Below are 24519 nucleotides of genomic sequence, written 5' to 3'. Positions count from 1 at the left end.
GCACCCACCCATTTCACAATCAGTCTCAGACACGGTGTATCAACGCTCTCGCGGTTGGGCTGCGCGTCGACGCCCCATCGACACGCAGTCGTTCCCCACGTAAATGCGTGCGGCTTCCGCGAGTGGCTCAGGTCATCGCCCCCGTCATCAAACAAGCTCTCTTCCTATCCTCTCTCCTTCTTCTCTTTAGAAAAGATGGAGTAGTAGAAAGGAGGATAGGTAATAGAGAAGGCTAAGGATTTGGGGGCACACGCTCCGGTGCCGCATGACGCCGGACGCCCTGCCGCGACGGCCGAGCCATTCGCGAAATTCGCACTCATTTACCAGGGGCGACGCGACCACCTGCCGAATCCGCCCGGCTGACGATTCCGTGGGCCATTCGGAAAATCCGCACCCATTTACAGGACGTCATGCACGTACCCCACACGCCTCCTGCCTCATCCGCACTCCTCGCTGAGCCATTCGCGGAATCCGCACCCATTTACCCAGGTATGAGCCACACGCCCGACACCACGCGCCTGCGCGCACTTCGGCTGAAGGTTGCCTTCTACGCGTCCGCCCAAGACAACATCCCCCAAGCCGCTGAGCTGTCGTGGCCCGAACTGTCGGCGAAACTCGTCACTCACCGTCGGAGTCAGTGCCCCACGTCGCCGTGCGTCCGTGGCTGCCCCGCGAAGAATGGCCCCGCCTGGAGCCCTGTCGACATCGTCGAGCGGCGTCGCTCGGAGAACGTGCGCGCCGTCACAGTGGGTGTATTCGACCTGGACCACCTCAACGCGCAACAGCTCTCGTTCCTCGACGGCGTCGAGCGCCATCGACTCGCCTTCGCCGTCCACTCGACGCACAGCAACCGCCAACCCGACGACTACTGCCTGCGGCTGGTGATGCCGTTGTCCCGGCCCGTGCTCCCGCGCGAGTGGCCGTCCGTGCGCGAGTCAGCAATCCGCATGCTCGGACTCCCCGCCGACCCGGCAACGAAGGACCTGGCTCGCATCTACTTCCTGCCCGACGCGCCCATGGGCGCGGTGCCCTACGCGGCCAGTGGAGACGGAGTGCCCCTCGACGTCGACGCGCTGCTCGCCATGTCCCGGGCGGGACTCCCCACGGTGGCGGCCCCGGTGCCTTCCCCGAAGCCCGAGGAACCCGCCGACCTGTACGAGCTGCGGGCCCTCCTGCGTCGCATCCGCAAGCCCGAGCACCTCACCATTGTCCGCCGCACCCTTGCCGGTGAGCCCCTGGCCCCCGTCGGCGAGCAGGACACGACGCTGAACACGCTCATGTCGTGCGCCGCCTTCGTCCTGCCCCTGTCCACGCCCGAGGCCGTCGTCATCGAGCTGTTCCGCGCGTCCTTCGCGGCAACGGACTGGCGAGAAGGCACCGAGCACCTGTGCGAGCAGGCCGTCCTCAAGCTGCGGCGCCACCGCGAGCGTCGGAAGGCACGGGATGCCGCACGGCTCGCAGACAACACGGCCATTTGGGAAGCCCTGGGCAGTCGCGCTCCTGATTCCGCGTCGAGCGACGGCCCGGGACTCGAGGAGGACGCTCCCGACCCCGACGCGTGGATGAGGGAACTTTTCCTCGACATCACGAAGGACACCCGACGGCAGATTCGAAACTGTGAAGCGAACGTCTTCACCGTGCTCCTTAAGTCGCCCGAGTGGCGCGGCGTCTTTCGCTTCAACGAAGTCACGAAGAAGCTGGAGGTGGAGGGCGGCCCCCTCGGCTCCAACGCCGATTTGGAAACGCTCGACGTCAACGTGGCCAACTGGATTCAGCTCAGCAAGTACGGGCAGCTCGGGCTGATGCCGAAAGCGCACGTCGTCGCGCAGCAGCTCCTCGCCGTCGCGAAGCGCAACAGCTATGACCCGGTCGCCGACTACCTCGCGGGACTCGTCTGGGATGGAACGCCACGGCTCGACGGGATGCTTGCGACGTACTTCAGCGCGCAGGGGGATGCTCGATACCTCCGGGCCGTCGGCGCGAAGTTCGCCATTTCCGCTGTCGCGCGTGCCCTGCGTCCCGGGTGCAAGGTCGACACGGTGATGATTCTGGAGGGGCCCCAGGGCCTGCGAAAGTCGACGGCGTTTAGCATCCTGGGAGGCCGGTACTTCAGCGATGCGCCCATCGACGTCACCAGTAGGGACAGCGCGATGCTGGCCTCTCAGTTCTGGTTCATCGAGCTGGCGGAGCTGAGCACGTTCCGCAAGAGCGAGGACCAGGCGCTCAAGGCGTTCATCACCAGGACGGAGGACACCTACCGGCCGCCCTACGGACGCTCCAACGTGCAGGCCCCGCGACGCTGCGTCTTCGTCGGCACAACCAACGATGACGACTACCTGCGCGACCCCACGGGCCAACGGCGCTTCTGGCCGGTGAAGTGCAGCCGCATCGACACCGACGCCCTCAAGCGCGACCGCGACCAAATCTGGGCCGAAGCCATCGTGCGCTTCCACCAGGGCGAGGACTGGTGGCTGAGCAACGAGGAGGCGGCAGGGGCCGAGCAGCAGGCCGCGCTGCGCATGGAGAACGTGGGGGACAGCCGGAAGGAAGTCATCCTGCGGTGGATTCTGGAGATGCCGCCCGAAAGGCGCCCCTCGGACGTGACGCTTCTCCATGTCGGCATCGAAGCCTTCGCACTCCACCAAGCGCAGGTTGACCACCGAATTTCACGGGAAATCGGCGCGGCCTTGAAGTCGCTGGGCTTCACCCGTGGCCAGCGGCGGATGGGGGACGGGAAGCGCCCGCTCGTCTACTACGTCCCAGACGAGCTGAAGAACGCGCCCATGGAGAAGCGGGGCGAGCAACGCGCGGCGTTCCATGCCGTAACGAGGGGTCCGGCTGCGCGAGAGTGAGTCACCAGCAGAACCCGCACGCATTTACGGAGCATGCACAACAAGCTACTCGCCGACCGCGCGGCGCTCTTCGTCGGAGATGCCGCGCGGGTGGGTGACATTCTCGCCCCTGACAGCGTCGACGCCATCATCACCGACCCGCCGGCCGGAATCGGTTTCATGGGTCGCGAGTGGGACAGCGACAAGGGCGGGCGCGACGCGTGGATTGCATGGCTCTCCAACGTGATGCGCGAAGCCCTGCGGGTACTCAAGCCCGGGGGACACGCGCTCGTCTGGGCCCTGCCGCGAACGTCGCACTGGACGGCAACAGCACTGGAAGACGCGGGCTTCGAGATTCGCGACGTCGTGATGCACCTGTTCGGCACGGGCTTCCCGAAGTCTCTCAACGTCAGCAAGGCGCTCGACGCAGCGGCGGGCGCTCAGCGGCTCGTCGTCGGCCCGGGGAAGTACGCGAACCGGGGGCGACGCTCCGATAACCAGGTCTACGGCTCGGGCACTCCCTCTCACCTGGAAGTCGAGACGCTTCCGGCTACGGACGCCGCTCGCGAATGGGAGGGCTGGGGAACGGCGCTCAAGCCCGCCGCTGAGCATTGGATTCTCTGCCGCAAGCCCATGGCTGGCACCGTCGCGGCGAACGTCCAGCGCTGGCGCACGGGAGCCCTCAACGTCGCAGCCTGCCGCATCCCCCACGCGGACCCGACGGACCTCGCCGAATCGAAGGCGCGCAACCCCGGGAGAGATGACACGGTGACGAGCGCCGTCTACGGCAAGGAGCGCTCGCAGCAGCGAGTCAACGAGTCCGGACGCTGGCCAGCCAATGTCACGCTCGACGAAGCGGCGGCCGAGCTGCTCGACGCACAGGCGACGAAGGGTGGAGCGAGCCGGTTCTTTTACGTCGCCAAGCCCACGAGGACGGAACGGGACACGGGCTGTGCCCACCTGCCATTCCGCACAGGGGCCGAGGCGTGCGGGCGCGAGGAAGGCAGCGCGGGGATGAACTCGCCACGCGCGGGCGCGAATTCAGGCGGCGGGCGCAACCACCATCCGACGGTGAAGTCGCTCGCGCTGATGGGCTGGCTCTGCCGACTCATCACGCCCCCGGGAGGGACGGTCCTCGACCTGTTCGCGGGGAGTGGCTCGACAGGTGTCGCAGCGCTCGCCGAAGGCTTCGAGTTCATCGGCATTGAGCGCGATCCAGACTACGCGGAGATTGTGCACGCCCGCCTGAGCCATGCGCTTGAGCCACTCCCGAAAGCCACACGCATTTAGAGAAGGTGACGCCTTCCGTCGACCTCCCCAAGCATGGCACCTCGGTGATTGCCGGGGTCATCCAGCGCCTCAGCGTCTCGCAGCTCAAGCGCCACAAGCTGTGCCCGCGCGCATGGTTCTTTCAGAAGGTCATGCGCATCCCCGAGCCCACGACGGGAGCGCAGCAGGTCGGCACCGAAGGCCACGCCCAGCTTGAGCACTTCCTTTCGACGGGCGAAGACGTGCTGGGCACGTTCGCCAGGGCAGGCGTCCACCTTCTGCCCACACCCGGCGCTGACTTGCTCGTCGAACAGCCCCTGGACGGTGAGCCGCCACTGACAGCAGGCGGCATCCCGTTCACCGGCTTCATCGACCTCGTAGACGCTCGACGGCTCGCCTCTGACGGCGTCCTTCGCATCACCGACCACAAGTTCACCAGCAACATCGCCAGCAATGCCGCGATCGCCGAGCAGCTTGCCGACGCCGACACCGAACCCGGCTTGCAGATGGTCGGCTATGGCGCGTGGGCACTCAGCCAGGTTGAGCGATTCCCGGGGCTGCGCACGCTGGAGCTTGAACACCTCTACTACCAGACTCGGGGACAGCGGCTTGCCGCGTCCGTCGTCGCAACGGTGCCCGCCGAGCACGTCGCGCACGAGTGGCGGACAAAGGTCGAGCCCCAGGTCGAAGTGATGAAGGCGCACGCGCAAGCCGCCCGAGCGGCCGACGTGCCCGCGAACTACGGCCCCGCCTGCGGCAAGTACGGCGGATGTCCGTTCATGGCGAAGTGTCTCACAGGAGAGAACAAGACGATGTCCCTGCGTGACAAGCTGCTCAACAAGGCCCCCACCATCGACACCGCAGGCGAGCGCGACGCCCCGGAGCTGCCCGCCGTTCTTCCCCCGGACGCGCCCACACCTGCGCCCGTGCAAACCGCGCCAGAGGTCGCCCAGGCCACTGAGCAGCCCGCGCCGAAGCGTCGCGGTCGCCCTCGCAAGGCGGCCGAGCCCGAGCAGCCCAAGGGCGAAATGCGCGTGCTCTTCGTCGACTGCATCCCGACCATCAGCGACGGGCCGAAGCCCGAGTCGCTCATGAGCTACGTCGACACCATGCATCGCAAGGTGGCCGAAGCGGGCGGCGTCGACGACGTGCGCTTCGCGGGCTCCGACTCGGCGCTCGGATTCGGCAAGTGGCGCGGGGCGCTGGCTATGGCGGCGCGCGCCGAGCTGCCCCCGCCCGGCGCCTACTTCGCGCTCGGGGTCGCCCAGTCGGAGCTGATGCAGGTCATCGTCGAGGCGCTCGAACCGGCGTTCGACGTGGTTGTTCGTGGAGTTCGGTAGTCTAAATCCTTCGACTCAGACGGTGGGCGGGGATCGGCATCCCGTCTTCATCAATGGGATTCTCTTCAAGCGCCCGAGCATCTTCGGGTGAAACCATCAGAACCTCGGGGCATTCGTTCAAATCGCGCCAAGCCCATGGCTGAATATTGAAAGGGAACCCATTAATCAAGTCACCATTAGCGGAGGCTAGGAAGAGGATCTTTTTCCCCACAAGCCCAGCCGCGATCCCGTTGTTGAGATGAAAATACCGAGTGTTCGTGCGCTGACGCAAGTAGCCACTCAGCAGTACCTTCTCCGTCGGGGATAGCTCGAACAATCCCATACGGAGGCGATAGCTTCGCTGCCGCCTTTGCCACCACGCAACGATTCCACTCCCCATGTTGACGAGAAGCGCAGCAGTGGCAACAAAGGCTGCTACACCTAGCCATGGTCGGAACTCTTCTCGCAGTCCGGCAACGCCAAGCAACTCGGCGGCCGGTTGGGGCAGGAGCAACGCCGGGCACGAGACCAAGAGGACAAAGCCCCAAACTTTGGGCGCGCTCAGTGACTCGCGCAGAAACTGCCACCACTTCGCTGGATCGATTGCCAAGCGGATAGCCTCCATCGGGCCGCACGGTGCAGCTCCCCTCTACCCAGCCACATCTTAACGAGCAGCTCCGACTTGGCTAGTCGGCGCACCATGGCATGTGGGCAATCCGCCCACCCAGACAGCCCAAGCTTTCATTCGAGCAGCAGCACATCCCAGTATGAGACTCCTCCACCGGCTACACCCGGGTGCGGCGAATTCCGCTGAGCGCCCCGTAACCACTGCATCCGTAGCCCTCGCGAGACTCACAGGTGATCGCGCCGCCATCGCGAAGGGGCAGCCCGTGGGCTGGTCGCCAGACCTCGCACGGGTGCTCAGCCTTCCGCGCCGCGACCTCGCGAGCACTTACGCCGCCGCCGACTTCGTCGCACTGGAAGCCGCGCTGCGCGCCCCTGCCGACGCGCGTTGCACTTGCGGGACGCTCGGGAAGCGGTGCCCGTCCGCGTTGCTCCCCATTCAGCGCCTCGCCCTATTGGAAGCCGCGCGCACGGGTGGCGGGCTCTTTCCCATCGGCGTGGGGCACGGGAAGACGCTGGTCGACCTCCTGCTGCCGCTCGTCGTGCCCGGGTGCAAGGTCGCCGTCCTGCTCCTACCGTCCAACCTCCGCGCCCAGCTCATCGACGTCGACTGGCACTTCTACGGCGGGCACTGGCGCTTGCCCAACCTCGCGGGCGGCAGGTGGTTCCGACCTGGCCTGCCCGTCCTTCACGTCATCACCTACGAGAAGTTCTCGACCCAGGAAGGCACCGACCTACTGACGCGCATCCGACCCGACCTCATCATCTGCGACGAAGCGCACAAGCTGAAGGACCGGAAGAGCGCCCGCACCGGCCGATTCCTCCGTTACCTGGAGCTGAACCCCGAAACGCGTCTCGTGGCCCAGTCGGGCACGCTGGCGACGAGAACGGTCAAGGACTACGCCCACCTCGCGGAGTACGCGCTGCGTGACGGCAGCCCGCTACCGCTGAAGCAGCACGTCGTCGAAGAGTGGGCGTCGGCGCTGGACCCCGGAACTACCGTCGCCCCTCCGGGAGCACTTCTTCAGCTCGTTGACCCGGCGCACTCACTCGCCCCGCTTGAAGGGGAGAACGAAGCCGACCGCGAGCGCCGACGAGTGCGTGACGCCTATCGTCGGTGGCGCAACGCAACGCCGGGTGTCGTGGGCACGGACGAAAGCGCCGTCGGCATGCCGCTCGTCATTCGCACGCGCGACCCGGGCAAGGTCCCCGACGAGCTGCTCGCCCACATTCAGACGGCGCTCGGCGGGCAACGCCCCGACGGCGAAGAGTTCGTCGACGAGCTGCAACGCGTGGTGTGCGCCCGACAGCTCGCGAGCGGCTTCTTCCACCGCTGGCGCTACCCAGACGTCCAGGGTGTTCCGCAGGACCCCGAGCTGATCGTTCGGTGGTTCGCGCGTCGGCAGGAGTTCAACCGGGAGCTGCGCGAGCGCCTCAAGCGTCCCGCCGAGCATCTCGACTCACCCGGGCTGCTCGTGCGTGCCGCGATTCGCGCCCACCAGTCCCCGCCCTACGACGGGGAACTTCCGACCTGGCGCGCGATGTCCTGGCCCTCGTGGGCGGAGATTCACAAGCGCGTCGTCCACGTCACCGAAGCCGTGTGGCTCTCCGACTTCATTGTGCGTGACGCGGCGAAGTGGGCGCTACGCAAGGGGCAGCCGGGAATCGTCTGGGTTGAGTTTCCGGAGGTTGGCCAGCGCATCGCGAAGGCGGCGGGCGTGCCCTTCTACGGCGGCGGCCCGGAGGCGTCAGCGACCATCATCCGGGAGAGTGGGAAGCGGTCCATCGTCGCTTCGCTTCGTGCCCACGGGACGGGCAAGAACCTGACGATGTTCTCGCGGATGCTGTTCGTGAATCCACCGGCCGACGGCGCTGCGTGGGAACAGGCCATCGGCCGGTGCCACCGTCAGGGGCAGCTCGCCGACGAAGTCGAGGTCGAGCTGTACCAGCACACCGACGAGCTAGTCGGAGCCATCCAGAAGGCCCGCGACTTCTCCCGGTTCATCGAACAGACGGAGGGCACACCGCAGAAGTTGTGCTTTGCCGCCTACGGCTGAGTCTTTCGTGGCGCGGGGTGCCTGCGGATGGGGCGAAAGCTGCTCGTTGAGAACCTCAACTCAATCGCCCGTCCTGCCGTAGCTTCACAGCCACTCCGCCTTGTAGGTAATCTCGTCTTGATCAATACTACCACCCTGCCACCCGCCCAATGGACAAAACAACACCATGACCTACCAACTATCCAAAGCCGCACTCCTGAGCGCGCTCAGACTCCCCAACACTCAAACGATTGCGCTTCACGGAGGCTGGGGCACAGGGAAAACACACCTCTGGAAGGAAATCATCCCCACCTTGGAACAAGAAGGGAACACCCCGCTCTACATATCATGCATGAATCACAACTCTATAGAAGCCCTTAAGTCCGCAACATTTGGCGCCCTTCTGATGGGACAGTCGACTGCAGGGAAAGTCGCCGCCAACATTGCGTCGGCGGCTTTTCAAGCTGTACGAGAGCGACTACCCGAAAACTTCCAGATCACGACCACTCTCTCCGAAATCCAACCACTAATCCATCTTCTTCACTCCAAGCTCCCTTCAAAACCAATTATTGCATTTGACGACATCGAGCGCATTCCCGACACAATAACCTCCAAGGAGTTGATTGGATTCATCCTCTCCCTGACGTCACTTCCCGACACTCGGATCGTGCTGATTGCCAATAAGGCAAAGCTATCAATTCTTCCTCATTGGTCTGAGCTTCGAGAGAAGGCCATTGGTATCGAAGTTGCGCTCCTGACCGACACAAGGGAATCCATAGCAATTGGTCTCGGGACACTCCCTCCGACGCAACACGCAATCTTCGCCGACTGCATAGAAAAGCTGAACCTAACAAATATTCGAACAATACAGAAGATCAGGCGCACATACGACGCCATTGCCAGCACAGGGATCCTTTCAAACGACATATGGGAACTCACAATCCCCAGCATCGTCCTGTTTGTAGGAATAGATCAGGGCACAATCAACAACCCAATAACAATCGATCAGGCTCTTACCCCCATAGAGCTAACCGCCGCAGATCCAGAGAAACTCTCAAAGGAGGACCAACAGGCCCGAGGACTCCTTCGGAGCTACAACTTTGGGCGTCCAGATGAGTTCGAACTACAGGTACTCTTGCCTTACATCAGAACTGGACATCTGAATCGACAGGCCCTCTCAAACTACACAAAAATTGCACACAACCGACAACGACGCCGCAACCTCGACGAGCAACTGAGCGAGGCATATCGCCTGATTCATTGGAGCACCGCCCTCCCTCTTGATGCTCTTCGCCGCATCCTCAACAACGCTAACTCAAACATGGACGTACTGGACATATCCACCGCAAGCTCATTCCTGCATCTCACGGACGACAGCGGGCTCGGCGAAATGACACCAACTCTCGCCGAATCCTGGATAAAGCAGAACCAGGACGAACTTCTTCTGATTGCGCGAAAGAACCAATACGAACTAAGATTTCACATCGGCGACCTACACCCGCTCCTCCTCGAAGCAGTCAACAACGCCCGCGCCGAGGCATTTCCGATACCTCCGTTTGGCACCGCATTGGAAATGCTCTTTGCCAATAGGGAATCCCACCATGGCCATTTCCAGGCTTTGAGCGAGAGTTCCACCAGCAGAATCCAAGAATACATTCAAAAATGCTCCGAACAAGAAAGGCAATCTCTCTTCCATATCTTCAAAACAACACTCATTCATTTCAACACAGATCACCCACTCTACGATGTGAAATCCCGGTTCATGGATGTATTTCAGAAAATTATCCACAGCGATCCGGACTCGCCGCTAACGAAAATTATCATGCGTGAACTCGGCCCGTCTGGCATTCACCTGACAACCAGTAAAGATTCGCAGCAAACATAGTCTAGGTACGCCGTTTGCGAAATGAGCATTGGGTGTCAGGACGCACACTGGCGCCCTCTGACTCATGCGGTACACCATGCGTCTCAGAGCTGGTAATTCACAAGCACTGAGCCACTGCCGGAATCCGCACGCATTTACGTGGGGTCAGCGCACTTCGCCGCTGACGCAACCCAAGCCGAAGGGCCCACGTAACATGAACAACGCACTGACGAAGATTGCCACCGCGCAGGCTGCGGCTGGCGGACGCTATCCGCGCTTCGGCCGCTACCTGCTCGAAGTCGAGGTCATCCGTACGAAGGAGGGCTTCAAGGGCGACTCGGCCATCGCCGAGCTGAAGGTTCGCGAGTCCGAGCCCCTCGCGGGTGGCGAGACGCCGAGCCGACCGGGCGAGACGGTCGACTACGTCGAGAACCTGAGCGACCAGAAGAAGGGCGGCGGCGGACGCTTCAAGTCCTTCCTGATGACGCTCGTGGGTGCCGACGAGTACGAGTTCGCCAATCCGGCCGCCCTGAAGAAGTTCTTCGACGAGCGGCAGGCAGGTACGCACCTCCTGATTCGCTGCGAGGTCTTCCCGAAGCAGCTCCCCGCGAAGGAGGGCCACGCCGGGAAGGTCATCAGCGGCTATCGCTGGTCGCACGTCGAGCTGAACGACGAGCAGCTCGCCCAGGCTGAGCACGCGCGCAAGGCGAGCAAGCTGCCCGCGCTCTCCGACGCCCTCGCCTGATTCCGGACGGCGACTGACGGCACGCTTCCGTCGGCGGCTGGCCCACGACACGGGCCGCTTTCCCATTCTCAAAGGCACCCTTCGTGAATGTCTGGTCCTTCGACACGGAAACGTGGCTGATTCAGCCCGGCTTGCTCGCGCCCCCTCTCGTGTGCGGCAGCATCGCGGCGGCAGCTCCAGGCAGCGAACGACTGCTGGACAAGGCCCAAGCCCGGCAGTTCTTCCGCGAGGCCATCGCCGCGCCCGACACGCACCTCGTTGGCGCAAACCTCGCCTACGACCTGGGCGTCATGGCGGCGGATGACCCGAGCCTTGTTGCACTCATCTTCGCGGCACTCGAAGCCGGCCGCTTGCATTGCGTCCAAGTCCGCGAAGCCCTTATCGACATCGCGCGGGGGCTCTACGGCGTGGACCCATCGACGGGCCGGAAGCTCGACGATGACGAAGGCGCCCGCTACCCGCTCGCGCTTCTCGTGCAGCGCCATCTCGGGCTCGACATCAGCGAGGATAAGAAGAACCCGAAGGCATGGCGCCTGCGCTACGCGGAACTCGACGGCGTGCCTGTCGAGCACTGGCCGACGGAAGCCGCTGCGTACCCGAAGCGAGATGCCCGCTACACACTCGACGTCTTCTTCCGGCAGGAAGCCGTAGCCCGGGAGACGCCGAACGGCGGCAACCTGCATGCCGAAGCCGAGCAGATGCGCGCCGCCTTCGCGCTCCACCTCGCTTCCATCTGGGGGCTCCGAACGAACGGTGACTCGGTCGCCGTGCTGCGGGAGCGGGTGGAACGGGAGTGGGGCGAGAACCGGGCCAAGTTCCAGGCGGCAGGCATCTACCGTCATGATGGCACCAAAGACTCGAAGCGCCTCGCTGCGCTCGTGACTGCCGCGTATGACGGACAGCCGCCCATTACCGCGCCCAGCGACCGATTCCCCGACGGCCAGGTCGCGACCGACCGTGACACGCTGCTCGGTTCGGGCAACGCGCTGCTTGAGGACTTGGGCAAGAGCGGGCGCGTCGACAAGTACAAGTCGACCTACCTGGACGTCGTCGAAGCGGGCACCTCGCTCCCCATCAATCCGCGCTTCAACGTGCTCGTCAGCACCACACGCGTTTCGAGCGACTACCAGCAACTCCCGCAGAAGGGCGGCATCCGGGAGGTCCACGAGGCGCGTCCCGGCTTCGTCTACTGCTCGGTCGACTACGGCGGGCTTGAGCTTCGCACCATGGCTCAGCGGGCCATCTGGGAACTCGGCTTCTCGAAGATGGCCGAAGCGCTGAACAGCGGGCTCGACGTCCACACCCTTGCCGCCGCTGAGTTCCTCGGGGCCAGCTACGACGAACTGCTTCCGAAGGTGAAGGCGAAAGAGCCCCTCGCAGTGGCTTTCCGGCAGCTCGCGAAGATTCTCAACTTCGGCAAGGGCGGCGGGATGACGGGCGGCTCGCTCGTCTACAACGCACGCGCGAAGGACCGGGTTTCCTTCTGCCTGCTGGCGAAGCGCGCAGACGTCTGCGGCGTCGAGCGTGTCGTCGTCACCGTGCAGCGCAAGCCGAAGATGGTCTGCCGGGCCTGCGTCGAAGTGGCCAAGGAACTGGACACGAAGTGGCTCAACGCGTGGCCTGAGCAGCGCGAGCTACAGCACCGAGCGAAGTCACTCACCTACGGGCGCGGGTTCGCCGATGTGATGATTCCGGGGGCCAACATCCTGCGCGGAGGGTGCGGCTACACGCAGATTCTCAACACGCCATTCCAGGGCCTCGGCGCTGTTGGGTGCAAGCTCGCCATGTGGCGCGTCAGCCGCGAGATGTACGTTGACCGTCGCTCGCCGCTCTACGGCTCGCGACTCGTCCTCATGGTGCATGACGAGCTGATTAGCGAGCTGCTCGCCAATGACGCCCAGCGGATGCACGACGCGGCCGAGCGCAAGGCGTACCTGATGCGCGAGGCGATGAAGGAGACGACTCCCGACCTGGCACCGGCCATCGAAGCCGAGCCCGCGCTGTCCCGCATCATGTCGAAGGACGTCGCCACCGTGCGCGACAGCTCCGGGCGGCTGCTCGTCTGGGAGCCACCCACGAAGCGTGCCGCCTGAGCCACGCCCGAAATCCGCACTCATTTAGGGAGGGAACCCTTTCCCTGGTTGGTGCAACGGATGCCCACAACCTCCACCCCGCGACAGCTCCTCGTGGCGCTCGACCCCGGGCTTCGCGAGTGCGGCGTCGCGCTCTTCGACCTGGACTCGGGCGAGCTGCTCGCGGCGGCCATGCCCACGAATCCCGAGCGGAAGGCCCGTGGGCTTGCGGCATGGTCGAGCATGGCGGGAGCGGTCGCCGCATTCGCTTCGTCGTTCCTGGAGCCGTTTAGGGCCGCTGGCGTGGCTGTTTCCGTCACCGTCGCGAGCGAGTGCCCCCAGGTCTACACGGCCGGGAAGAGCAAGGGCGACCCGAACGACCTGATTGAACTCGCGGGCGTCGTCGGCCGGGTTGCCGGTGGGCTCGGCGCGACGCGTGAGCGCAGCTTCCTGCCGCGCGAGTGGAAGGGAACGCTCGACGGAGACGTCATGGTCGAGCGCATCAAAGCGCGTTTCGGCGAGCGCCCCCATGAACACCTGCGGGTGCAACTCCCGCGCGCCCATGACAAGCACCACAACGTTTGGGACGCCATCGGCGTTGGCCTTCACGTCGTCGGCCGACTCGCGCCCCGGAAGATCTTCCCGAGGTAGTCATGTCCGAACACTTCACTGGCCCCGGACGAAATGCATCCATGCCCCCACTTCTCCTGTCGAAGCGGCAGGCTGCCAGATTGCTGGGGATTAGCCGTGGGCGCACGCTCGACGAGTTGCTCAAGGCAGGCCATCTGCGGCCTGTGCTTGTACTCGGACGGCTCAAGCTCCCAAGAGAGGAGGTCGAACGACTCGCGAGGGAGGGGACCGAACCCGCCCCTCTACCTCGCAATAGTTCCAGCATGCGCACCAACCGGGCTCGACGGACGCAGGACGCAAGCGCCGCAATTCGCGCCCTCAAGCTCGACTAGAACAGCGTTGGAACCTTCGCTGGCACCGCGTGCGTTGCATAGAAGCGCTTTGTCGTGCGTTCGCTCTTATGATTCAGAAACGCGGCAACTGCGGCAGGATGCGCCCCGGCATTGATCGCCCAGGTCGCGACAGAATGCCGCATGTGCCCAGGTCGAAGTGGCTCGCTGAGACCAGCGGCAGTGCTCGCGTGCTCAAGGCTCCGGTGGAACGCGAAGTAGTCGAGTTCCCGCTGCTCCAGAATCCTGCGAGCAGCCTCCGCGACGACGTCGCTAACCTCTGTGCGCAGCGGTTCGCCAGCCTTCGTTTGGGGGCACGCGAGCACATTCCCACCCGTCATCGGATGCCGCTCGACAGCGCCTCTAACAGCGAATCGGCTCAGTTCATTGAAGTGCCAGCCGGTGCCCGCCAGCACGTCGAGCGCGTCGCGCCATAGCCCAGTCAGATGCTCACGGACGGCGAGGAACCTCTCTCGCGTAACCGCTTTGGGCGTCGTCCACTGCTCGGGACGAGCTTGCGGCACGGACAGACCTGAACTCGGATCCTCCTGCTTTTGCAGAACGTGGCGAACCTTGATCAACCACCCGCAGAACGCCTTGAGCGTGGCGATGTGCTGCTTCCGTCCCGCTTCGGCCTTGTCCAGTTCACTGACGAGCCGCGCAGTCTTTAGCTTTCGTAAGTCCGCTGCGCCAAGGCGAGATGCCCACCACGCGAGCGAGCGCTGCTGATCTCGCACCCACTTCGGCGTGTTCTTCTTCTCGTCGCGGGACCAGCGCAGGAACGCTTCGGCAAGCTCAGCGGTGATGGAGAGAACACCATCCTCGGAAGCCTCCCCACCCGGCCGGTAGTTGCTGGGGTCCGCCTCGAAGCGCCTGAGTTGCTCGTGAGCGGCTCGGCTCGTGTGGCAACGAGTGCTGACTTCGTACAGACGGCCGTTGATGCGACGCAGGATGTAGTAGGTGTCCCGACCCTTACTATCCGTGCGGACGTAGCCGCCATCCCACTTCCGCGCGACTCGACTTCCCATGATGTGGCCCCCGTTGGTTCTCGCTGGCGAGTTGGAACAGAGTTGGAAAGGATCCATTCCAACACGCCAGTTTCCCTCTAGGAAGCCCCATCTTGCGGGCTGGTTTTAAGTCCGCTGCGTCTGCCAGTTCCGCCACTCGTGCCCTGCTGCGGGCAGCACCCTACAGGGCCTGTCCTCCCTCCGGCAAAGGCCTCGTGCAGCCCCCAGCGCTCTTCCTTTTCCGCTGGGGCACCAGGCAAGCCCGGGCACCAGGCTCGCGTCCTACGGCGCCCCTGGCCCCGCGCCAGGGCGCCCGGGGATGCGCCAACCCCTCAAGAGCGTTGAAGAATCCAGGGCCCTGGGTCGGATTCGCCGCTTGGGAGGCCGGTTCCGGGCCCCGACTCTTCACAGTTCGACGGACAGCATGTGCTCCACCGTCGCATCCCGCCTGACCCTGTTATAAAGCGCCCCCCATGCTCGAGACCGTAACCAAGGGCTTCCGCGCCGCCAAGAACCGCCTCGCCGGCAAGAGCGAGCTCACCCCGGAGCTGGTCGACGAGTCGCTGCGCGACATCCGCGTCTCCCTGCTCGAGGCCGACGTCGCCTTCGACGTCGTGAAGAAGTTTGTCGCCCGCGTCCGCGAGAAGTCCGTGGGCGAGCTGGTGCAGACGACCCTCACCGACACGGCTGGCCAGAAGCGCAAGGTCAGCCCGATGGACCACTTCATCAAGATCTGCCACGACGAGCTGGAGGCCCTCATGGGGCCCGTCGACACCAGCTTGAAGCTGAAGCCCAAGGGCCAGCTGTCCGGCATCATGATGGTGGGCCTCCAGGGCTCCGGGAAGACGACCACGACGGGTAAGCTCGCCAGCCGGCTCCTCCAGGAAGGGCGCAAGCCCCTGCTCGTCGCCGCCGACATCTACCGCCCCGCCGCCGTGGACCAGCTCAAGGTCCTGGGCGAGCGGCTCAAGGTCCCCGTCTACCACGAGCCCGGCGTCCAGCCGCCCGAGCTCGCCAGGCGGGGCTACGCCGCCGCGCGCGAGCAGAAGTGCGACGTGGTGCTCATCGACACCGCCGGCCGGCTCGCCATCGACGAGGCACTGATGGCCGAACTGGAGTCCATCAAGGGCAACGTCCAGCCGGACAACATCCTGCTGGTGTGCGACGCGATGATTGGTCAGGACGCCGTGCGCACGGCGGCGGAGTTCGACCGGCGGCTGACGCTGGACGGCTTCATCCTCACCAAGCTGGACGGTGACGCCCGCGGCGGCGCCGCGCTGTCCATCAAGGAAGTCACGGGCAAGCCCATCAAGTTCCTCGGCATGGGCGAGTCCATGGACAAGCTGGAGGAGTTCCGCCCTGCCGGCCTCGCGGGCCGCATCCTCGGGTTCGGCGACATCGTCGGCCTGATGAAGGACTTCGAGAAGGTCGTCGACGAGAAGAAGGCCGAGGAGGATGCCAAGAAGCTCCTGTCCGGCCAGTTCACGATGAAGGACTTCGTCGAGCAGATCCGCATGGTCCGGAAGATGGGACCGCTCAAGGACTTGCTGGAGAAGTTCCCCCTCTTCGGCGACCTCACCGAGCACCTCAACCCGGACGAGAAGGAGCTCACGAAGATTGAGTCGATGTACGACTCGATGACGGCGAACGAGCGCCTGCGGCCGGACTCCATCAACACCAGCCGCGTCAACCGCATCGCCAAGGGCAGCGGCCGCAAGGTCGAAGAGGTCAAGGAGCTGCTCCAGAAGTTCGGGATGATGCAGCAGGTCATGGGCTCTATCGGGCAGAACCCGGGCCTGCTGGGCCGCATCCCCGGCTTCAAGCAGCTGGGTCAGCTGTCGCAGATGAAGAACATGGACCTCTCCAGCATGTTCGGTGGTGACCCGAAGATGATGGAGAAGATGATGAGCGGTGGGATGCCCGGCATGGGCATGCCCATGCAGCTGCCGCAGATTGCCCCCGGCTACACGCCGCCCATGGGCCAGGCCGCCATGGCCAAGGCCCGTTTGATGGGCTACGCGCCACCCTCCGCGGCCGGCAAGAGCGAGGACCGCGACGCCATCAAGGAGCGCCGCAAGCGAGAGAAGGAGAACAAGAAGAAGAACCGGAAGAAGAAGTAGGCCGCCCACGGCCCCGGTGCCCACGCCCGCCTCCCCGCATCCGTGCTGGGAAGGCGGGCGTTCGTGTTTCTGGGGGTACATCCGCGCGTCCGGACTGGAATCCGCCGGCGGGGACAGGCCTGTCACAGGGCGTGGTATGGGGCTGACATCCGCGCGCGACCGGCCGACGCTCGTATCGCTGGGTCCGCGCGGAAATGAACCGTGCCTCGCTGGGCCTCGATTGCATCAACGCTCATCGCGGCACCTGGAACGCTCTTTGCGAAGCCTCCAACTCATGTCCAGACTTCCCTGTGCCCTGCTGTTAGCCGCAATCTCCTTGTCCACGGCGTGCATCAACGTCCCAGAGGTCGAGCCCGACCCAACCCCGGACGGCGGAGCGCAGCCCACGACGAAGTTCACACTGAACGTGAGCCCCAGCGAGGACTCCGTACTCCAAGGCGGCAACCGCGACATCCGAGTCTCCATCGTCCGAGCCACTGACTTCACGGACAGCGTCGCGGCGACACTGGAGCAGCCGCCCTCTGGAATCACCGCGCAGCCCGCGACAATTCCCGCCGGAGCGTCCACCGCGATTTTGACCATTCAGGTCTCCGCCAACGCGGCGGTAGGAGAAGCGACGCTCACGGTGCGCGCGGCATCGAGAAACGACTTCCAGACGGCCTCGCTCAAGCTCGCCGTGGTGCGGGCAGGAGACCTGGTCGTGCGATGGGCAGCGCCCGCACCGGGGGAAGCTGTCACCTACACAAATGGCGCACTGCCACTCGAAGCAACGATTGAGGGGGGCGCAGCCGAGGCCATTGAGTTCCATCGGGATACTCAGTTGCTGGCTCGGGTCTCTGCACCACCGTACATCTACACCTGGGATACCCGGGGGATGGCCGAAGGTGAGTTCCAGCTCACAGCACGGGCCATTCGAGGAGGCGCGTCCTTCACGAGCGTGGCGAGGACGGTGGCTGTGGATCGCACACCGCCGACTGTCGCGAGCCGAACTCCAGCGGCGAGCAATCCCCAGGTCAGCGCGCGTACATCGCTGGAAGCGACGTTTACCGAGCCCATGCGCTCCGCGAGCATTTCTCAGGACAACGTCGAAGTGCTCGTTCACGGCAACTCACGGGTTGAGGCCGCAATCAGCCTCTCTGCTGACGGAACAACTTTGAGCATTGTCCCTTCCATCCCCCTTCCCGCCCCCAGTACCGTTCTGGTGAAGCTCGGAACCAGCGCGCAGCCCATCCTGGATCTGGCGGGCAATGTTCTGCACTCCACCAGCGAATGGCTATTCACGGTCCCTGTCTGGCTTCCTGTCGGAGGAACCCTCAGTGCGTTTCCCGGAGCAACTCCGGCCGAGAATGCCGTGCTCGAGCTGGATGCGGATGACCGGCCCGTTGTCGCATGGTCGGAGTTCGACGGTTCGTCCAAGAACATCCATGTGGCCCGCTGGAATGGAGCGAACTGGGTTCACCTGGGCGAAGGACTGAGCGGCCTCGCGGGGGCAGGGACTCATGCAGAGAACCCGGCTCTCCATATTGATGCTTCGGGGAGAATCTTGGTGGTCTGGGATGAGGCAACGGGAGTTGGAATCGGAAAGAATCTTTACGCGAGGCGCTGGAACAGCACGTCCTGGGAAGACCTACCTGCGTTTCCCATAACGGGCAGTGTGGAGACGCTCATTGGCGAACCGTGCCTCACAACAACAAATACCGGAGCCGTTTACGTCTACGCGACGCACGTATCGGGGGTTGGGCGGCTCGCTGCCTTTGAACTTCGAACGGGCGCGACGAACTGGACCCCCATCAACGTACACCGCCCAATAGACTACGACACGACCGGCAGCGCGACCATCAGCGCACAGGGCACCAATGTCTTCGTCGCATATGATGCCTACCATGGCCCAGATGAAACACGTGTCATTGGCGTACTACAGAATCATTCAACTGCCTTGGGAAGCAGCCTCATCACGCTACCACAGTCCGCAGTGGCGACCAGCCCTGGCATTGCAATCTCAACAGGCGGGGCACCGTTTGTGACCTGGGAAGAAGTGCGGCAAAGTTCGGAAGAACGAACAGTTCACTTCTCAAACTGGACAGGCAGCGCATGGGCCGAACCGGAACTCATCAGCCACCTTTCCACAGACAACACTGATGCATCGCTCGCAATCGGCGAAAACGACATTCCCATGGTGGCATGGAGCGGTGTCACGAACTCCCAGCGCTCCATTCATGTCTCCCGCCGCCCTACCTCCACCTGGGAGCCTATTGGACCACCTTTGATTTCGTCGTCAGGCGGTGACGTGGAGGCATTCCATCCCGCGCTGGAGATTGATCGTGAAAACCGGCCCTGGCTGGCATGGCATGAAGCAGGCCCATCCGGCTCTGACATTCACGTCTATCGCCACAATCAATAGTCATTGACGCATGGAGCAATCAGGGCTCGGGTTCAAGCATCCATTCCACACTGGCCGAGCTTGAAGGCGTCTACGAGTATCCCTGAGGCATCACCAGGGAGTGCCGTGAACAAGGGGCGCTCCCGTGACGTCACTCCTGCCGTTTGGGAACCACGAGGCCTTGGCTCAGGCGCTTGAGCACCCGCTGCTTCTGCCGCCGCTTGTAGGCCTCGTGGGCATTCTCTCCACGCTCGTTGAGACGCGCGGTTTCCTCATCGACAATCTGGAACTCGACAAGAGAAATGAGAATTCGGCCCTTCCGTGGCCGGGTATCTTCCTCGGGTGGCGGGAGATAGGCATCCATCCGCACCGGGATATCCACCACGAAGTTCAGTGCCCGGTAGGTATTGCCGGAGAAGGCGTTTCCGCCAGAGCTCTCACGATCTTCGAAGTCGCGATCCAAATGGAGGCGGGGGATGTGCTGTTCGAAGTGTGGGTTCTCAGCGAGGACTGACTTGAACGGCAGTAGCGTGTTTTCCGTCTGCCCAGGAACAACGAGATGGAACGGGAAGAGCCGCTGCGTGAGGTAGTAGAGTGCCGGCAGCAAGTCCTCCCGCTTCTGTGTCACGACACGGAACCGGGTCCTGTCGTAGACCTGCGCGGCCACCGTATCTTTCTTCGCCAACAGCTTGGTGATGAGCGAGTCCTGGGTCTTGATGGAGTGCGCGAACTCCACGATGGGCAGCCCTTTGGCCTGCATCTCAGCGGCGACGCCCAACACACGCTCCATGATGAGCTCCGCCAGCTCCGCTTCCGAGACCGGCAACCGGAAGAGAAGGTCTCGCCCTTCAATGTGCTGGATGACGTGCATCACCTTCAGGACGACGCATGCGATGCGCCGATGCCTGGGCGACCCTTTGACTCCCGAAGCATAGAGGAACAGGTCGTGGATTTCCTCGGGCCGAGCCACTGCGTCCGCGACGCGGTAATTGAACGTCTTCCGGAGGTACTCGACGGCTTCAGCCAAGACGCCCCGGGCCCACTCCTCGTCGTAGGGACGGGACACATCCAGTTGAAGGAGCCTGAGGAAGTTGTCGACCTCCCCGCGCGTCTGGAAGTGCATCCTCCGCCAGTCGATGACCGACCCCCCCCGGAGGATGAGCCGAATGCGCTCGAGTTCGCGCAATCCCATCTGCTGCACCCTGCAGACGGGAAGATCTGGCAAAACAGGAGTGAGCGATGGCGCCTTCACGATGGATCTTCCTAGTCGAGCGAGGTTCGCGACGATAGCCCGACCAAAGCAAAAGGCCTTCCAAATGGAAGGCCTTCGCGTCCATCACGCCCACTGAGAACAGCTACTTGCAGGCTGCAGGTGCATCGGCCGTCTTGACGGCATGACCGGCCCGGTACATCTGCTCACTCAGCTTCTGGCCGTTTTCGGCATAGGTCACAGCGCTCCCTTCACGCTTCCCCGCGACCCAATGCTCTGCCACCTTCGTCACGCCGCTCCCGAAGTACTGGAGTCGTCGCCCGTGGTAGTTGCCGCCCACGAACTCAATCTCCTCGGTTTTCACGCCGTTCTCATCGAAGAACGTCCACACGCCAGATTGAGCACCGTCGGCGTGCTGCCCCACCACTTTCTTCTGGCCGTTCAGGTGGTAGCTCACGTAGGGCCCATGTGCGACGGGCATTCCTTCGCTGGTGCTTCGCTTCACACAAAACACACCGCGGTCAGTCATCGTCTCGCGCCCGCCGAACTGTTTCGTTCCGGCTGGACAGGAGAGCCTCACTTGTTCGACCTGCTCGGCCATCCCAACAACAGGGAGGCCCATTGCCAGAGCCAGGACAACGCCATGGACCGTTCGATTCTTGCTCATGCTCTTCCTTCCTGATGCGGACTGAGGACTGATTCGGGAGGTCATGCGGTGTGTTTGAACGCTCTCCCCAGGCGAATATTCAAGAGCGACACAGGACACAGCACGGAGTTCGTTCGACAACAGGCCCCCAATAGAACTGAGGCCCCACTTCCGAAGTCGGAACATGGGGCCTCAGCAACCCCGGAGGGTTGGATTTCGCCAAATCGGAGGCGCAGCCCCGTTACTTCGTCAGGGTCGCGCAGTACCCGTTACCACCCGTGAAGTACACGCCAAGTACAATCTGATTGTCTGCGGCGGACGTGCACAGGTTGAGCGAAATCGAGGCGCTCTTACGGTCCGAAGAACGCTGGTAGCCGTTGCTAAGCGGAACCGCATTCAACTCGGTGCCATTGGTGCGCACATAGAAGAAGCCGTTGAGCCCTTCCTTCGTGGACGGCAGGTCGTCGTCCTTGGAATAGAAGTGAACGCGCGCCTTGACCGTCTGCGCGGACGTATCAGAGCCGCACGCGGAACCAAAATCTTCCTTGGTGACATTGTAGATGATGTGGCCAGTGCCAGTTGCCGGGTCAAAGCTGGCCGCAGGCTTGCCCTGCAGATTCGAGCACGTGGGGGCGGCCAGCTCCGTGCAGGAGCCAGAGCTGCAGTAGTCACCGTAGGCGCAGGTGGAGCGGCCCTCACCCGTGCAGCTCGTAGGCACGGGCTCACCCTCTTCGCACTGGCCGGTGCTCACGTTGCAGGTCCGGTCGCCGGTGCACTCGGCGTTGGACGTGCAGGCCGTCACGCAGACGTTGTCCAGGTTGGAGCAGACCAGGTCCGTGGACTCGGAGTCCGTGCCACCGTTGCAGAGCACGTCCGTGGAGCACTGGCAGATGCTCGTGGTGGCGTTGGGACCCGTGCCGCCCAGCGGGGCGCAGGTCTTCGCCGTGGAGGGGCAGTCCACCGCGGCGGAACAGGTCTGCACGCAGATCTGGGCGGTCGGGTGACAGATTTCCGACTCTCCGCACTCGTCATTGCTGGAGCACGCGCCCGGGGACGTCGTGTCGTCGCCGCAACCAGCCATGAGACCGCTCATCGCGCCCAGCGCCGTGAGCACCAACATCATCTTGCGAAGCTGCATGTTGAGATTTCCTCTTGTTTGGAACGCCGCCCGGGGGGCCTCCGGCCACTGACAACAGGCCCCGATATCCATGCGAGCAAGGAAGGCTTAGTCCCGCCCGTCCGGACGTGTCAACGAGTGTCGACGCCACCTGGACGGCTGCTCGGCCGGGAAATTCACCCCTCGCACAAGCAGACAGCGGGAGCGGAGGCCATCGCGACTTGCATGTCGCGATGGCCTCGCTTGACGCCCCAATGTTCAGAAGGTGAACGGAAAGTCGATGGGCTCGCCCTGCCGCTTGTGACGCGGGAAGGACCAGCTCTTGATGAGCCCGGAGATGCAGCTCGCCATGTAGGTGGAGCGGAACTCATTCGTGCGGCATGACACCGCTGCCGTCTTCCCGCTCGTCTGGATGGTCCAGCGCATCACCAGCTTGCCGCTCAGCGACGGGTCCTTCTTCTTCTGCTCGTTGACGCACTTCACGATGGCCGGCTTGTTGGCCAGCACCACCGACATGATATCCGACTGCTGCAGCCGGTCCGGCACCCCGCCCCCAGGCTCGGGCGGGACATACGCCGTCGGACGCGCCGCGGACTGCTTCGACCCCGAGTTCGACTTCTTCGTGCCGAAGAGCTCGTCGAAGTCATCATCCGAATCGTTCGACGAAGGCCGCTCCGCACGCGCCGGCGCGGACACGCGCGGCTCCGGGACTTCCCGGCGCGACGATGCGGTGCGGCGGCTGCTCGGGCGCTCGACCTTCGCCACCACTGTCTCCGCGGGCTTCGGCGTTTCAACCGGAGGCGGAGGGGGCGTCTCGACGGTCGTGGGCGTCGTCTCCGGCGGAGGCGTGTTCACCGGCGCCGCGGCGACCTCCGTGGGAGGTGTCGAAGGTGGCGTCGCGGGATTCACGGGCGGCTGTGCGGCCGCCACGGGGGCCGTGTTCGCCGGAGGGCTGCTGGGAGGCGGCGTCGGCGTGGCCACGGCAACCGGAGGGTTCGCCGGCGCCGCATCCGCGCTGCCTCCACCCTTCAGGAAGAGCGCCGCTGCGCCACCACCGACCAGGAGCAGCCCCGCGGCGATTCCAGCGAAGAGCCCCATCTTCCCCTTGCCCCCACCCGGCGGCGGGTAGGCGGGCGGGTAGCTCGGCTGCGGCGGGTACGGGGCGGGCATGGGCTGCGCGTACTGGGGCCCGGGCTGATGCCCATACGCCATGGGCGCCGGCTGCTGATACTGCTGCACGGGCTGCTGCCCATACGCCATGGGCGCGGCCATGGGCTGCGCCATCGGCGCTTCGACGCCCCGCAGGGACGGCGAGGACACCGGCTCCGGCGGCGGCATGGGCACGTCCAGCAGTCGCGACTGCGACACCGGCTCCCGGCCCAGCGCGGGCGCGGGCGTCGGAGGCGGCTTCGACAGCGCGTCGTTCTCTTCCTTCACCAGCGAGGCCAGCACGCTGGCCGCGGACGGCTTCCAGCCCACGGCTTCCTCGGACGCGCTCGCGGGCCCGGAATCCCCCCGCGCTCCCTTGCCCGCGCTGAAGGCGGACTGCACGGGGCCGGAGGACACCGTGGGCGTCGAGCCGGACACGGGCTCGGGCGCGACGATGACGGGCTTGGAGGGCCGCGGCGCCAGCACCGACGCCAGCTCCGCCGTCTCCGACAACGGAATCCAATCACTGAAGCCCGAGCGCCAGCAGAGGCTGTCCGGCCCCACCTCGCCGCGGTCCCACAGGTCCTTGACCTTCTCGACGTTGAAGGGGCCGACCTGCTTCTCGTCGATGGCCACGTACCACTCGTGCGCCGCCGCGTTGGCCTTGGCCTCTTCCGTGTCCGGCTCGGCCTCCGCTTCGGCCAGCTTGCGCACGTTCTCCGCGGACGCTTCGCGCGCGGCGGCTTCGTTCGCGGCGTCGGTGGGAATCTTCTGCGTGCCAGAGCTCAGCACCTGGTCGAAGACGGCGCCAATCTCGTCCTCTTCCACGTCGGTGAAGAGGCCGCCTTCGGGCGGCGTGCCCAACGTCGCCGGCATCGTGGCGGCGGGCGCGTCACTCCCCTTGCCCGCGTCAGTCGAGGCGGAGGCCTCGGAGGTCGAGGACTCAGGCGCGGAGTCCTTCGCGGCCGTCGCACCAGCGGGACGCACGGTGATGGTGTGGCCGCACTTCTTGCAACGAACCTTGACCCCCTTGGGGCCAATCTTGTCGTCGCTGATCATGTACTGCGCGCGGCAACTGTCGCAGACGAAACGCATCGTTCCCGTAAGCCTCGGAAATGACGGGAGAAATCCCGCCTGAATCGTAGAAGTGGCAGCCGGAGGGGTCAAGGTT

General features: G+C 64.3%; 16 protein-coding genes. 10 read left to right on the top strand and 6 right to left on the bottom strand.

Going from position 1 to position 24519, the window contains the following annotated elements:
- Positions 1 to 731: 731 nt before the first annotated feature.
- The 3 genes from HV826_RS08595 to HV826_RS08585 are packed head-to-tail and all read left to right on the top strand — an operon-like array spanning position 732 to position 5440.
- A complete protein-coding gene (locus HV826_RS08595) occupies positions 732 to 2852 on the top strand; it encodes a VapE domain-containing protein (protein WP_368670874.1) in 2121 nt (706 codons plus the stop codon).
- Between the two features lie 33 nt (positions 2853 to 2885).
- Entirely contained in the window at positions 2886 to 4121 is a 1236-nt protein-coding gene (locus tag HV826_RS08590) for a site-specific DNA-methyltransferase (RefSeq protein ID WP_176416514.1), read from the top strand.
- 5 nt (positions 4122 to 4126) lie between these two features.
- On the top strand, positions 4127 to 5440 hold the full coding sequence (locus HV826_RS08585; protein ID WP_176416513.1) for a PD-(D/E)XK nuclease family protein: 1314 nt from the start codon (positions 4127 to 4129) through the stop codon (positions 5438 to 5440).
- 1 nt (position 5441) lies between these two features.
- Here HV826_RS08585 and HV826_RS08580 read toward each other — a convergent pair whose 3' ends face one another.
- Positions 5442 to 6029 (bottom strand): super-infection exclusion protein B, encoded by a 588-nt coding sequence (locus HV826_RS08580; protein WP_163781420.1) that lies wholly within the window; start codon positions 6027 to 6029, stop codon positions 5442 to 5444.
- A 157-nt stretch (positions 6030 to 6186) separates the two neighbouring features.
- On the opposite strand from HV826_RS08580, the gene HV826_RS08575 reads away from it, so the two are divergent.
- The 5 genes from HV826_RS08575 (at position 6187) to HV826_RS08555 (ending at position 13411) form a co-directional block, all read left to right on the top strand.
- The gene (locus HV826_RS08575; protein WP_176416568.1) at positions 6187 to 8100 is read left to right on the top strand and encodes a helicase; all 1914 of its coding nucleotides are present in this window, start codon (positions 6187 to 6189) and stop codon (positions 8098 to 8100) included.
- A 166-nt stretch (positions 8101 to 8266) separates the two neighbouring features.
- Complete coding sequence (locus tag HV826_RS08570; RefSeq protein ID WP_176416512.1) at positions 8267 to 9964, top strand: ATP-binding protein; 1698 nt, start codon at positions 8267 to 8269, stop codon at positions 9962 to 9964.
- Between the two features lie 193 nt (positions 9965 to 10157).
- A complete protein-coding gene (locus tag HV826_RS08565) occupies positions 10158 to 10688 on the top strand; it encodes a hypothetical protein (RefSeq protein ID WP_176416511.1) in 531 nt (176 codons plus the stop codon).
- 83 nt (positions 10689 to 10771) lie between these two features.
- Positions 10772 to 12781: a DNA polymerase I gene (locus HV826_RS08560; RefSeq protein WP_176416510.1), complete on the top strand. Its 2010-nt coding sequence runs from the start codon at positions 10772 to 10774 to the stop codon at positions 12779 to 12781.
- A 93-nt stretch (positions 12782 to 12874) separates the two neighbouring features.
- Positions 12875 to 13411, top strand: coding sequence for a hypothetical protein (locus HV826_RS08555; protein ID WP_368670873.1), 537 nt, complete (start codon positions 12875 to 12877; stop codon positions 13409 to 13411).
- A gap of 307 nt (positions 13412 to 13718) precedes the next feature.
- Here HV826_RS08555 and HV826_RS08550 read toward each other — a convergent pair whose 3' ends face one another.
- Positions 13719 to 14747, bottom strand: a complete 1029-nt coding sequence (locus tag HV826_RS08550) for a tyrosine-type recombinase/integrase (protein WP_176416508.1) — start codon at positions 14745 to 14747, stop codon at positions 13719 to 13721.
- A gap of 452 nt (positions 14748 to 15199) precedes the next feature.
- On the opposite strand from HV826_RS08550, the gene ffh reads away from it, so the two are divergent.
- Together ffh and HV826_RS08540 are read left to right on the top strand one after the other, a co-directional pair.
- Entirely contained in the window at positions 15200 to 16846 is a 1647-nt protein-coding gene (gene ffh / locus HV826_RS08545) for a signal recognition particle protein (protein WP_176416507.1), read from the top strand.
- A 274-nt stretch (positions 16847 to 17120) separates the two neighbouring features.
- A complete protein-coding gene (locus HV826_RS08540; protein WP_176416506.1) occupies positions 17121 to 19247 on the top strand; it encodes an Ig-like domain-containing protein in 2127 nt (708 codons plus the stop codon).
- A 130-nt stretch (positions 19248 to 19377) separates the two neighbouring features.
- Here the strand turns inward: HV826_RS08540 and HV826_RS08535 are convergent, their stop codons facing one another.
- The 4 genes from HV826_RS08535 to gltJ all read right to left on the bottom strand — a co-directional run bounded on the left by HV826_RS08535 (position 19378) and on the right by gltJ (position 24443).
- Entirely contained in the window at positions 19378 to 20478 is a 1101-nt protein-coding gene (locus tag HV826_RS08535; protein ID WP_176416505.1) for a TIGR04552 family protein, read from the bottom strand.
- Between the two features lie 103 nt (positions 20479 to 20581).
- Complete coding sequence (locus HV826_RS08530) at positions 20582 to 21103, bottom strand: toxin-antitoxin system YwqK family antitoxin (protein WP_176416504.1); 522 nt, start codon at positions 21101 to 21103, stop codon at positions 20582 to 20584.
- A 220-nt stretch (positions 21104 to 21323) separates the two neighbouring features.
- Positions 21324 to 22220, bottom strand: coding sequence for a hypothetical protein (locus tag HV826_RS08525; protein WP_255208592.1), 897 nt, complete (start codon positions 22218 to 22220; stop codon positions 21324 to 21326).
- Positions 22221 to 22457: 237 nt separating this feature from the next.
- Positions 22458 to 24443: an adventurous gliding motility protein GltJ gene (gltJ, locus tag HV826_RS08520; protein WP_176416503.1), complete on the bottom strand. Its 1986-nt coding sequence runs from the start codon at positions 24441 to 24443 to the stop codon at positions 22458 to 22460.
- Positions 24444 to 24519 lie beyond the last annotated feature (76 nt).

It is taken from the genome of Myxococcus sp. AM010 (assembly GCF_013372585.1).
GTDB lineage: Bacteria > Myxococcota > Myxococcia > Myxococcales > Myxococcaceae > Myxococcus > Myxococcus vastator.
This window is presented reverse-complemented; position numbering and strand designations above follow the sequence as displayed.